The sequence below is a fragment of the Microbulbifer sp. VAAF005 genome, from assembly GCF_030012985.1.
Taxonomy (GTDB): domain Bacteria; phylum Pseudomonadota; class Gammaproteobacteria; order Pseudomonadales; family Cellvibrionaceae; genus Microbulbifer.
Genome location: NZ_CP120233.1, coordinates 2812149 through 2824747, shown reverse-complemented (window position 1 = coordinate 2824747; position 12599 = coordinate 2812149). Strand labels below are relative to the sequence as shown.

Here is a 12599-nt window from a genome sequence, read left to right as displayed (position 1 = left end):
GGGATCGGACCATGGCATTGGCAGAAACGCTAAAGCAGATAAACGAGCTTGATCTCAGTGATATCGAGCTCTCCCGTATGGGAGTTTGGCCCCTACCTGGACGCATAGCACTACTAATTATTGTGTCGGCGGTGATTACGGGCCTCGGTTATTACGCTTTGATTAATGAGCGCTATAGACAACTGGAACTTGCAGAGAGTAAAGAGCAGCAACTGTTTAAACAGTTTGAGAGTAAGCAAAAGCAGGCTGCTAATTTGGATGCCTATCGAGCTCAATTAAAAGAAATGAATCTAACTTTTGGAGCATTGCTTGAACAGCTTCCTAAAGATACTGAAGTGCCAGGACTTCTTGAAGATATTGATGAATATGGTCGTGGAAGTGGCCTAACGATTAATGATATTGACCTGCAGAGAGAGCGGGTTGGAGAATTCTATGTGGAATTGCCAATCCAGATATCTGTTAAAGGTGGATACCATGAATTTGGAGCTTTTGTCAGTGGTATTGCGGGTATGCCCCGAATAGTGACTTTACACGATTTTAAGATCGTAAATGATAAAGAAGGCGGTTTGCTCAGTATGACGATTAACGCCAAGACCTATCGTTATAAAGATCAGGGTGAAGAGGGATGATTAAAAACCTCGCGATTGTAGCCGCCTTTTTAGTCATTGCCGGGTGTGATTCCAGCTCTGACTATACCGAGTTGCGCGACCGCATGGCTAAAGTGGAGAGTCGACCAAAGGGGCAAATTGAACCTATTCCTACATTTACTCCATACAGCCCATATATTTACGCTGCTGCTGCGCAAAGAAGTCCTTTTACTCGCCCTGTTCTTGAGTCTGAGCAACGGATAGTTGGGCGCAGGCTTGATATTGCTCCGGACTTAACTCGCCAACGAGAGTTGCTGGAAGGAGTTAGCATCGATGCAATATCGATGGTCGGAAGTTTGTCCCAGGATGGTCAGATCTGGGCCTTGATTAATGATGGTGCCGGAGGGATTCACCGTATTACGGTTGGTAACTATCTTGGAAAAAATCATGGCCGAGTGGTAAATGCCACTAATGCACAGCTAGATATTTTAGAAATTATCCCGGATGGTACCGGAGGCTGGATTGAACGGCCACGGGCACTGACGTTGGAAGAGAGGGACAACGGATAATGAACATTAAGCAGTTCGCCTTTTTTATGGCTCGACTCCAACTGATTCTGGTTGGTCTATCAATGCTTTCGGTCGCGCATGCTCAAATAAACCAGCTTAATGATATTCAGTTTGCTGAACTTCCTGGGAGCCGAGTCCAACTTCGGCTGACTTTTAGTGAGGCTCCCCCGGAGCCGACAGGCTATACAATAGAGCAGCCTGCTAGAATCGTTTTAGATTTTGCTGGGGTTGAAAGTGCGCTCCCGCAAAAAAAATACTCTCTTGGAATTGGTGCCGCTCGAAGTGCCGTGATAGTTTCTGGTGAAGACCGCACGCGCCTGATAGTGAACCTTGATGAGCTACCGGTGTACTCAAGTGAGCGCCAGGGTAATCAGTTGGTGATGGAAATAGGGTCTGAAACTTCAGAAAATGAGGTTCAGGTTATTAATCAGGTTGCAAATGCAAATGCAAATGCAAATGCAAATGCAAATGCACATGACAGTGGTTTGGATTTAGGTGGGGAAAAACAGTTTCAATCTGCAGGTAATGTAGCCGTAAACAATGTAGATTTTCGTAGAGGCGAGGAGGGTGAGGGTAAGGTCATCGTTAGCCTGACTGACCCTGCGGTAAACATTGATGTTGAACGCACAAACGGAAAAATCTATTTAACCTTTCTTGGGGCAGGGCTGCCAGAAGGTTTACGCCAGAGACTGGACGTCACGGATTTTGCTACCCCCGTAAGCTCAATTACTGTGGATTATGATGGCCGTAATACGGTTATCTCTGTAGATCCAAGTGATATTGAATACGATTATTTGGCCTATCAAGCAGATACTGAATATGTGCTTAGCGTCAAACCTCTTTCCGCTCAAGAAATTCGGGAGAAAGAAAAAGAATTTCAGTTTGATGGAAAGAAGCTGTCTCTTAATTTCCAGGACATCGAAGTTCGTTCAGTTCTACAGGTCATTGCAGATTTTACTGATCTTAATTTAGTGGCGAGTGATACTGTTCAGGGGCGAATTACACTTCGGCTGGATGGAGTACCCTGGGATCAAGCCCTGGCTCTAATTCTGAAAGCCAAAGGTTTGGATAAGCGTCAGGAAGGCAGTGTTATTATGGTTGCTCCAGCAGCGGAAATAGCTGAGAGAGAGCGCCAAGAATTGGAGACTCGCAAGCAGTTAGAAGAGTTAGCCCCGCTGAGAACGGAGTATATTAGTGTTCGTTATGCCGATGCGGGAGAGCTATTCGAGCTTTTTTCTGGAAGGCAGAATAGTGGATCCAGCCAAGGAGGATTTGCTGGTGGCGGCACTAGTAACAGTTCCGCAAATACTCCAACTATGTTGTCTTCTCGTGGCAGTGCAATTGTAGACGAGCGTACAAACACTATCATTCTAACTGATACCGAAGATAAGATTGCTCAGTTCCGAGAGTTGATCGAAGTAATTGATATCCCTATTCGTCAGGTAATGATTGAAGCCCGAATTGTTACTGCTACTAGCGACTTCCAGCGTGAATTGGGTGTGCAGTGGGATTTTGTAGATGGAACTGATGTAAATGATAGTACTTATGGTGTGGGCGCTGGCGGTGTTTCTCTAGATGAAGATCAAGCATTGGGAAGCTTGAGTGGAGGAGACTTTGATCCGCTCCTAGTCGATCTGGGGGTGGCTAACCCAGCAGGTAGTATTGCTTATGCAATACTGAAAAATGATTTTTACCTTGGATTGGAGTTGTCAGCCCTAGAGGACAGTGGGTTGGCCGAAGTAGTCTCCCAGCCTAAAGTTGTCACTGGAGATAAACAAGAAGCCAATATTCAGTCTGGTGTTGAGATTCCCTATCAGGAAACTACCTCTTCTGGAGCTGCTTCAATTACTTTCCGGGAGGCGGTATTAGAGCTGAATGTGACCCCTCAAATCACTCCAGACAACAATATTATTATGTCTTTAAATATTGAGCAGAATAGTATTGGAGAATATGTCAGTGTGGGGGATGGCGAGGTTCCCTCGATTAATATCAATACCTTAGCTACGAAGGTACTAGTTCGCAATGGAGAAACAATTGTTCTCGGTGGTATTTTTGAAGGTACCGTCGTAGAGAGTGAAACAAAAGTTCCTTTGTTGGGAGATATCCCTTATGTCGGTAACTTGTTTAAGAAGACTATACGCACGGACGATAAACGTGAGATCCTGATGTTTATCACACCGCGTATTCTTGAAGACGAGGCTTTCTACTCTAAGTGATCACCCGCTCTATTTTCCTGGTCGGCCCCATGGGGGCCGGCAAGTCTACGATCGGCAGGTTGTTGGCAGCGCAATTGCAGCTGCCTTTTGCCGATACCGACAAAGTGCTGGAAGAGCGCACTGGTGCGGATATTCCCTGGATTTTTGATGTGGAAGGCGAAGCCGGATTTCGCCGTCGTGAGAGTGAAATATTGGAAGAGCTCTGCCAGGGTGAGTGCCAGGTTATCGGTACCGGTGGCGGAATAGTTTTGCTCGAGGAGAATCGACGCCAGCTACAAAAATATGGCCATGTAGTTTATTTGCAGGCCAATATCGATCAGCTTCTGGAGCGTACTTCAAAGAATACCAATCGCCCGTTGCTTCGTGTACCCAACCCCCGTCAGCGTATTGCGGAAATTTTGCAGGAGCGCGAACCTCTGTATCGTGAGGTTGCAGATATTATTTGCGACACCAATGACCTCTCCCCCAAACAAGCATCCCTCCTGGTCGCAGAACACTTAGGCAGCCTGCTGTCCGATTAGTCCCAAGCGTCTGTGCTAAAGTGCGTCTCACTTCTGTTGAGATAAGCACTAGGGGATTGAGAGCAGTATGCAAAGCCTTAACGTAGAACTCGGCGAGCGTAGTTATCCGATAATTATTGGTTCAGGTTTGCTCGGTGACGCGCAATATATCCTCCCTTACATTAAAGGCCGGCAAGTTTGCATTGTTACCAATGAAACTATTGCTCCTTTTTATTTGGCGACATTATTGGAAGGGCTAAAAGGGCTCGATAAAGTGGATGTTGTCGAGCTTCCCGATGGTGAAGCTTTTAAATCACTCGACACAGTGAATCGAATTTTTGATGTGCTGCTGGAAAAGCGTCACAACCGCACTACGACACTAATCGCGTTGGGCGGTGGTGTCGTTGGAGATATGTGCGGTTTTGCTGCAGCCTGTTATCAGCGCGGGGTTAACTTTATTCAGGTACCGACTACCCTGCTGTCTTTGGTTGACTCCTCTGTTGGGGGAAAGACCGGCGTTAATCATCCTCTTGGTAAAAATATGATTGGCGCCTTCCACCAGCCCCGCCTTGTCCTTGCGGATACCGATACCCTTGCCACATTGCCTGCACGTGAATTTTCCGCAGGCCTCGCCGAGGTCATTAAATACGGATTGATCTGTGACAGCCCATTCTTCGAATGGATCGAGGAGAATTTACAAAAGTTACTAACGCGGGAGCCCGCAGCACTGGCTTACGCTATTGAGCGCTGTTGCGCCGACAAGGCGGATGTTGTTGCCAGTGATGAGCGCGAGAGTGGTCGTAGGGCGATACTGAATCTTGGCCATACCTTCGGCCACGCTATTGAGGCAGTCCAGGGGTATGGCAGTTGGTTACACGGTGAGGCCGTTGCCGCCGGCATGGTTATGGCGTTGGAGTTATCCAGATTGCGCGGAGATATCGATGCAGAGCTGGTGGAGCGGTTGCGAGTGATGCTAGAGGCGGCTGATTTGCCGCAGCAGGCACCGGAAGGTATGACAACCGATGAATTCCTCCAAGTAATGCAGGTGGATAAGAAGGTGTTGGACGGAAAATTGCGTTTGGTACTGCTAAAGGCGCTGGGAGAAGCAATTATTGTCGATGATACCCCTAGAAAAATGATTATAAATGCACTGAAAAACTGTGGTGCTGAGTGATAACCCTGCTCTTATTGTCTTAAAAATAGGATTGAGTACCAGAAAGATTGACTGCTAGAAGATAAGTTTGGTTTTGTTTGATTTGACAGACTAATACACTGCTAAAAGTTGAAAATGTAGTGTTGGGCAAGTAATATTGCGCCCCCCGAAAGGAAAGGCGGGGCAAAAAACCGCCAATAACAACAAAAAAAGCCCCAGCAGAGGGCTTTTTTTATCTCGGGATCTTTTTCCAAGGGACCGCAGGAGAGCGTAGCGCGAAGCTTAAAGTGACATTCGCCCATAACAGGCACTTCTTTTTTTAAGCGCCAGTGGTCCCCCAATCGATAGCGACGAGGAATTCTATGGGTAGCAGTCTGTATCAGTTGGATGAGTTTAAGGACAACTGCGGTTTTGGTCTGATCGCTCATTTGCACGGTGTGGCAAGTCACAAGTTAGTGCAGACGGCCATTGAATCCCTCACTTGCATGACCCACCGGGGTGGTATTGCCGCCGATGGTAAAACCGGTGATGGTTGCGGTCTTTTGCTGCAAAAGCCGGATGCTTTCCTCCGCGCAGAAGCCAAGACCCTGTTTGGTGCTGAGCTGACAGCAACCTACGCAGTGGGATCAATCATGCTCCCACTAGATCAAGCCGAAGCCGATAAAGCCCGCAAAATTCTCGAAACTGAGTTGCAAGCTCAGGGCCTAAAGACCGTCGGCTGGCGCACCGTACCGACTAACCCGGAATGTCTGGGCCCTATTGCCCGGGATTGCCTGCCACACTTTGAGCAGTTGCTGATCAACAATGCAGACGAGCCCCTCGGCGAGGCGAAATTCAATGCCCGTCTCTATGTGGCCCGTCGCAAAGCCGAGTTGCGCTTAAGTAGCGAAGTCTATATTGCCAGCCTTTCAACCAGTGTCCTCTCCTACAAAGGCCTGATGATTCCGGCTGATCTGCCCAAGTTTTTCCCAGAACTGGCCGACCCGCGCCTGGAAACCGCGATCTGTGTTTTCCACCAGCGCTTCTCTACCAACACCATGCCCCGCTGGCCCCTGGCTCAGCCATTCCGCTTGCTGGCGCACAATGGTGAGATCAACACAATTACCGGCAACCGTAACTGGTCTGTTGCTCGCACCAGTAAATTTGCCACTGACCTGATTCCAGAGCTGAATGAGCTGGTGCCCCTGGTTAACCGTGAGGGTTCCGACTCCTCCAGCCTGGACAACATGCTGGAGATGCTGTTGGCGGGCGGCATGGAGCTGCACCGGGCCGTGCGCATGCTAGTGCCGCCGGCCTGGCAAAATGTTGAAGGAATGGATGCGGACCTGCGCGCTTTTTACGAATATATCTCCATGCATATGGAGCCCTGGGATGGGCCGGCTGGATTGGTGATGACGGATGGCCGCTATGCCGTGTGTACCCTGGACCGCAACGGCTTGCGCCCCTCGCGCTGGGTGATTACCAAGGATGACCTGATCACCGTGGCATCCGAAGTGGGCGTGTACGACTATGCCCCTGAAGATGTTGTGGCTAAGGGCCGCCTTGGACCGGGGCAGATGCTGTCGGTGGACACCCAAGAGGGTAAGCTCTACCACACCGCTGACATCGATAATATGCTCAAGCGGGCACAGCCCTATAAGCGTTGGCTAAAGGATAAAGCACGCCGTATCCGCTCTACTTTGGTTACCGCGCCGGTGGACAACAACTTCTCCCACCAGCAATTCAAGGTCTACCAAAAGCTGTTCAGCTCCTCCCTGGAAGAGCGCGACAAAGTCGTCCGGCCCATGGCTGAGGCGGGCCAGGAAGCAGTCGGTTCAATGGGCGATGATACGCCGATGGCGGTTTTGTCCCGTTACAACCGCTCGCTCTATGACTACTTCCGGCAGCAGTTTGCCCAGGTAACCAACCCGCCAATTGACCCCCTGCGGGAAACTGTGGTGATGTCCCTGGAAACCTGCCTGGGTCGAGAGAAATCCGTATTTGAGGAAACCCCCGAGCACGCGGATCGGGTGATCCTGTCTTCGCCAGTACTTTCCCATATGAAGTACACGGCACTCTTATCCCTTGATCGCCCGGGCTTCGAAGCGGAGATCTTCGACCTGAACTACGACCCCGCTGAACAGGACCTCAAGTCGGCGATTGAACAGCTCTGCGCCAAAGTTGAGGCCTCAGTGCGGGCGGGGGCTGTGATTGTAGTACTGTCCGATCGCGATATTCGCGAGGGGCACTTGCCAATCGATGCACTGCTGGCGACAGGCGCGGTGCACCACCACCTGGTACATGCGGGCTTGCGCTGTGACTCCAATGTTGTGGTGGATACCGCCAGCGCCCGCGATGCACATCAGTTGGCCTGTTTGGTTGGTGTCGGTGCCACCGCAGTACACCCGTATTTCTCCTACAGCATTATCAATCACCTGATCGATACCGGTGAATTGCTGCTGGATGCCGCTGAGGCGCAGAAAAATTACCGCAACGGCATTATCAAGGGCCTGTTAAAGATCCTGTCCAAGATGGGCATTTCCACCGTTGCCTCTTATCGCGGCGCACTGCTGTTCGAGCTGGTGGGTATTTCCAAGGATGTGGTGGACCTGTGTTTCCCCGGAGCGCCCACTCGCATTGAAGGTGCCGGCTTCCCCGAGCTGCAAGCCGATATGGCGGCCCGCTCTGAAATTGCCTGGAAAGCCCGCAAACCTGTTTCCCCCGGCGGCCTGCACAAGTTTGTCTACGGCCAGGAGTATCACGCTTTTAACCCGGATGTGGTGACTACCCTGCGGCGCGCTGCCAGCACCGGTGACTATGCCGCGTGGCGGGACTACGCGGAGCTGGTTAACCAGCGCCCGGTGGCGACATTGCGGGATATGCTGGACTTCAAGGAGAACATCGAACCGGTAGCTCTGGAAGATGTGGAGCCGGCAGAGCAGATTTTGCGTCGCTTTGATACGGCGGCCATGTCCCTGGGGGCCCTGTCCCCCGAAGCCCATGAATCCCTGGCTCAAGCGATGAATCGCCTGGGTGGGCGTTCAAACAGTGGCGAGGGCGGTGAAGATCCTGCCCGTTTTGGCACTGATAAAGTCTCCAAGATTAAGCAAATTGCCTCCGGTCGTTTTGGCGTAACACCGCACTACCTGGTAAATGCCGAGGTATTGCAAATTAAGGTAGCCCAGGGCGCCAAGCCCGGTGAAGGCGGTCAGCTGCCCGGTGGCAAGGTCAACGAACTGATCGCGCGGCTTCGCTATTCGGTGCCCGGTGTGACCCTGATTTCCCCGCCGCCGCATCACGATATCTATTCCATCGAAGACTTGGCGCAGCTGATCTACGACCTCAAACAGGTCAATCCCGATGCCTTGGTCTCGGTAAAACTGGTATCGCGGCCCGGGGTTGGCACCATTGCTGCGGGTGTTGCCAAAGCCTATGCGGATTTGATCACCATCTCCGGCTACGACGGCGGCACAGCAGCCAGCCCAATCACCTCGATTCGCTATGCCGGGTCGCCCTGGGAGCTGGGATTGGCGGAAACCCACCAGACCCTGCGTGCCAATGATTTGCGCGGCAAGGTTCGGGTACAAACCGATGGGGGTCTGAAAACTGGCCTCGATGTGATCAAGGCGGCAATTCTCGGTGCCGAGAGCTTCGGTTTTGGTACGGCACCCATGGTGGCGATCGGCTGTAAGTATCTGCGCATCTGTCATCTGAATAACTGTGCCACCGGTATCGCCACCCAGAAGAAAGACCTGCGTGACGAGCACTATATTGGCACCGCAGAAATGGCGATGAACTTCTTCCGTTTTGTCGCCGAAGAGACCCGCGAGTGGATGGCCAAGCTCGGGGTGCGCAGCCTGGAAGAGTTGGTGGGGCGTGTGGACTTGCTGCGCGTACTGGATGGCGAAACTGACAAGCAGAAAAAGCTGGATCTCGCACCTCTATTACATACGGATGAGCTGTTGGACAGCAAGCCGCAAACCTGTCAGTCCGCGACGAATGATCCGTGGGATAAAGGCGAACTGGCGGAGCAGATGGTGGCGGATATCCTGCCGACTATCGAAGGCTTTAAAGGTGGCGAGTTCAGCTACGACGTGACCAACTGTGACCGATCCCTGGGAGCACGCCTGTCCGGTGAGATCGCCAAGCGCTACGGTAACCAGGGCATGGTTGAAGCTCCGGTGAAACTGCGCCTCAAAGGGGTCGCCGGCCAGTCATTCGGTGTATGGAATGCCGGTGGTTTGGATATGTATCTGGATGGCGATGCCAACGACTATGTGGGTAAGGGCATGGCCGGCGGCAAGCTGGTTATACGACCGCCGCAAGGTAGCTTATTCGCCTCCCAGGAAACCAGTATTGTCGGCAATACCTGTCTCTACGGTGCCACTGGCGGCAAGTTATTTGCGGCGGGTTGTGCCGGTGAGCGCTTCGCCGTGCGCAACTCCGGTGCCTTTGCGGTAGTCGAAGGGGCTGGAGATCACTGCTGTGAATATATGACCGGGGGTATGGTCGCGGTTCTCGGGCGCACCGGATTTAACTTCGGCGCCGGTATGACCGGTGGCTTCGCCTATGTCCTGGATATGGAGCGGGATTTCTTCGATCGCTGCAACCATGAGTTGATCGAGCTGCGCCGAATCAGCAGCGAAATTCTCGAGCCACACCAGAGTCACCTGCGCGAAGTTATCGAAGAGTATGCGGCGGAGACCCAGAGCGCCTGGGGCGCCGAGTTATTGGATAACTTCGATGATTACTTGAGCCGTTTCTGGCTGGTTAAACCAAAGGCGGCGAGCCTTGCAGATCTTCTTTCCGACGTGCGCAAGCGCGGCGAATAAAGGCGGGGTGGAGAAACAGTATGAAAGACAGACTGAACAACGACTTCCAGTTTATCGACGTAAGTCGCATCGATCCGCCGAAGAAGGACATCATCACCCGCACCGGCGAGTTTGTTGAAATTTATGAGCCTTTCAGCGAGCGACAGGTGGCCAGCCAGGCGCACCGCTGCCTGGATTGTGGCAACCCCTATTGCGAATGGAAGTGCCCGGTACACAACTACATTCCCAACTGGTTGAAGCTGATCAGCGAGGGCAATGTTATTGAGGCAGCTGAACTCTGCCACGAAACCAATACTCTGCCGGAAGTCTGTGGCCGGGTGTGTCCCCAGGACCGCCTCTGTGAGGGCGCATGTACCCTCAATGATGGCTTTGGTGCGGTCACCATCGGCAATGCGGAAAAGTACATTACTGATACAGCCTTCGCCCTGGGATGGCGCCCGGACTTAAGCCATGTTGAGAAAACGGGTAAACGAGTAGCGGTGATTGGTGCCGGCCCGGCTGGGCTGGGCTGCGCTGATATTTTGGTACGCAATGGCGTGCAGCCGGTGGTGTTCGACAAGCACCCGGAAATTGGTGGCCTGATTACCTTTGGTATTCCCGAGTTCAAGCTGGAGAAGTCGGTAATGCAGCAGCGCCGGGAAGTGTTTACTGAGATGGGCGTTGAGTTCTGTCTCAATACTGAGGTGGGTAAGGACATCAGTTTTGAGCAGCTGCTCAATGACTACGATGCTGTTTTTATGGGGATGGGCACTTACAACTACATGAGGGGCGGCTTCCCCGGTGAAGATCTGCCCGGTGTTCACGATGCTTTGCCATTCCTGATTGCCAACGTAAATCGCAATATGGGCTGGGAGCGCGATGCTTCCGAATTTGTTTCGGTTGAGGGCAAGCGCGTGGTGGTTCTCGGTGGTGGTGATACCGCCATGGACTGTAACCGCAGCTCGATTCGATTGGGTGCTAAGAGCGTAACCTGTGCCTACCGCCGCGATGAGGAAAATATGCCCGGCTCACGTCGGGAAGTGGCCAATGCCAAGGAAGAGGGCGTACAGTTCCTGTTCAATCGCCAGCCGGTTGAGATCGTTGGAGATGGCAAGGTGGCCGGGGTTAAAGTGGTTACTACGGAGCTCGGTGAGCCCGATGAAAACGGCCGCCGTCGCCCTCAGGTGGTGCCCGGTTCTGAAGAAATTATCCCGGCGGATATCGTTCTGGTGGCCTTTGGATTCCGTCCCAGCCCGGCGGAGTGGTTTCCGCAGCACAATATTGAAGTTGCCGACTGGGGTGGCGTCGTCGCTCCAGAAAAACAAAAATACAAATTCCAGACCTCCAATGAGAAGGTGTTTGCCGGCGGCGATATGGTGCGCGGCTCCGACCTGGTAGTGACCGCTATCTGGGAAGGGCGCCAGGCCGGTGAAGGTATTCTCGATTACCTGGATATTTAATCGTTTCTGATTTGCAGTGGGGGCACGGTCCCTCACTGCCCAATTATTCCGTGCACATTTGTGCCAGTCCCAATAGGCACCTCGCAATATCTTTGCCACCCTGTGTATAGCGGCCAAGCCCCTGTACAATGCCCGTTTTTTTAGCCCGCTCGGTGTGCCTATGTCTGATACCAAACCGTCCGAATTGAAAAACGACCGCTTTCTTCGCGCCCTTCTGCGCCAGCCAGTGGATCGAACGCCCGTGTGGATGATGCGACAGGCGGGGCGCTACCTGCCGGAATATCGAGCCAGCCGCGCCGAAGCTGGCAGCTTTATGGATCTGTGCCGCAATACTGAGCTGGCCTGTGAGGTAACGCTGCAACCTCTGGAGCGCTACCCGCTGGACGCCGCCATTCTGTTTTCCGATATCCTGACTATTCCCGATGCCATGGGCCTGGGCCTCTATTTCTCTGAAGGAGAGGGCCCGAAGTTCCACAAGCCCCTGCGCACGGCGGCTGATATCGAAGCCCTGGAAGTGGTGAACAGCGAAAAGGATTTGGACTATGTGATGAATGCCGTGTCCACCATCCGCCGCGAGTTGAATGGTCGCGTGCCGCTTATCGGCTTCTCCGGCAGCCCCTGGACGCTGGCGACTTATATGGTTGAAGGTGGCTCCAGCAAGGATTTTGCCCGCTGTAAGGAAATGCTCTACAACCGCCCTGAGCTGATGCACCAGTTACTCACGGTGCTGGCCGACTCTGTTACCGATTACCTGAACGCCCAGATTCGCGCTGGAGCCCAGGCCGTACAGATCTTTGATACCTGGGGCGGGGCACTCAGCCACAGTGCTTACCGTGAATTCTCCCTGAAATATATGCAGAGAATTCTCCAGGGGCTGATTAAAGAAGTCGACGGTCGTCGAGTGCCGGCCATCCTGTTCACTAAGGGAGGTGGTCAGTGGTTGGAAGCAATGGCTGATACTGGCGCTGACGCCCTGGGCTTGGATTGGACGACAGACATTGGCAGTGCCCGCGCCCGAGTGGGAGACAAGGTGGCCCTGCAAGGCAACTTGGATCCAGCTGTTCTCTATGCGAGTCCCGAACGAATTCGCACAGAAGTGGCGGCTGTTTTGAAGTCTTTTGGTCAGGGTAGTGGCCACGTTTTCAATTTAGGTCACGGAATTACCCCCAAGGTAGATCCGAAACATGCTGGAGCCATGATTGAAGCTGTGGTAGAGCTGTCAGCCCAATATCACGCCTAAACGGGTCACTGATCTCTGAGTCTGTGAATGCAGTCTCACTTTGGGCGGGTGAACCTTAATATCTCTCCATGATATAAAGGTGAG

The 12599-nt window shown here is 52.5% G+C and carries 8 protein-coding genes; all 8 read left to right on the top strand.

Annotated features, from left to right (window positions below):
* Positions 1–11: 11 nt before the first annotated feature.
* A complete protein-coding gene (locus tag P0078_RS12455) occupies positions 12–629 on the top strand; it encodes a type IV pilus inner membrane component PilO (protein WP_282930299.1) in 618 nt (205 codons plus the stop codon).
* Positions 626–1156, top strand: a complete 531-nt coding sequence (locus P0078_RS12450; RefSeq protein ID WP_282930298.1) for a pilus assembly protein PilP — start codon at positions 626–628, stop codon at positions 1154–1156. The genes P0078_RS12455 and P0078_RS12450 overlap by 4 nt, the downstream gene beginning before the upstream one ends.
* The gene (locus tag P0078_RS12445) at positions 1156–3372 is read left to right on the top strand and encodes a type IV pilus secretin PilQ (RefSeq protein WP_282930297.1); all 2217 of its coding nucleotides are present in this window, start codon (positions 1156–1158) and stop codon (positions 3370–3372) included. The genes P0078_RS12450 and P0078_RS12445 overlap by 1 nt, the downstream gene beginning before the upstream one ends.
* Positions 3372–3893: a shikimate kinase AroK gene (gene aroK / locus P0078_RS12440; RefSeq protein ID WP_282934602.1), complete on the top strand. Its 522-nt coding sequence runs from the start codon at positions 3372–3374 to the stop codon at positions 3891–3893. Before P0078_RS12445 ends, aroK begins: the two co-directional genes overlap by 1 nt.
* A 67-nt stretch (positions 3894–3960) precedes the next feature.
* The gene (aroB, locus tag P0078_RS12435; protein ID WP_282930296.1) at positions 3961–5046 is read left to right on the top strand and encodes a 3-dehydroquinate synthase; all 1086 of its coding nucleotides are present in this window, start codon (positions 3961–3963) and stop codon (positions 5044–5046) included.
* Between the two features lie 341 nt (positions 5047–5387).
* Positions 5388–9836 carry a glutamate synthase large subunit gene (gene gltB / locus P0078_RS12430; protein WP_282930295.1) on the top strand — a complete coding sequence of 1483 codons (4449 nt, stop codon included), beginning with the start codon at positions 5388–5390 and terminating at the stop codon, positions 9834–9836.
* Positions 9837–9856: 20 nt separating this feature from the next.
* A complete protein-coding gene (locus P0078_RS12425) occupies positions 9857–11275 on the top strand; it encodes a glutamate synthase small subunit GltD family protein (protein WP_282930294.1) in 1419 nt (472 codons plus the stop codon).
* A 160-nt stretch (positions 11276–11435) separates the two neighbouring features.
* A complete protein-coding gene (hemE, locus tag P0078_RS12420) occupies positions 11436–12515 on the top strand; it encodes a uroporphyrinogen decarboxylase (RefSeq protein WP_108731435.1) in 1080 nt (359 codons plus the stop codon).
* Positions 12516–12599 lie beyond the last annotated feature (84 nt).

Bases quoted from the DNA above. Each gene is read 5' to 3' on its own strand.
- hemE (WP_108731435.1), top strand. From the start codon at position 11,436: ATGTCTGATACCAAACCGTCCGAATTGAAAAACGACCGCTTTCTTCGC.
- gltB (WP_282930295.1), top strand. From the start codon at position 5,388: ATGGGTAGCAGTCTGTATCAGTTGGATGAGTTTAAGGACAACTGCGGT.
- P0078_RS12445 (WP_282930297.1), top strand. From the start codon at position 1,156: ATGAACATTAAGCAGTTCGCCTTTTTTATGGCTCGACTCCAACTGATT.
- P0078_RS12450 (WP_282930298.1), top strand. From the start codon at position 626: ATGATTAAAAACCTCGCGATTGTAGCCGCCTTTTTAGTCATTGCCGGG.
- aroB (WP_282930296.1), top strand. From the start codon at position 3,961: ATGCAAAGCCTTAACGTAGAACTCGGCGAGCGTAGTTATCCGATAATT.
- P0078_RS12425 (WP_282930294.1), top strand. From the start codon at position 9,857: ATGAAAGACAGACTGAACAACGACTTCCAGTTTATCGACGTAAGTCGC.
- P0078_RS12455 (WP_282930299.1), top strand. From the start codon at position 12: ATGGCATTGGCAGAAACGCTAAAGCAGATAAACGAGCTTGATCTCAGT.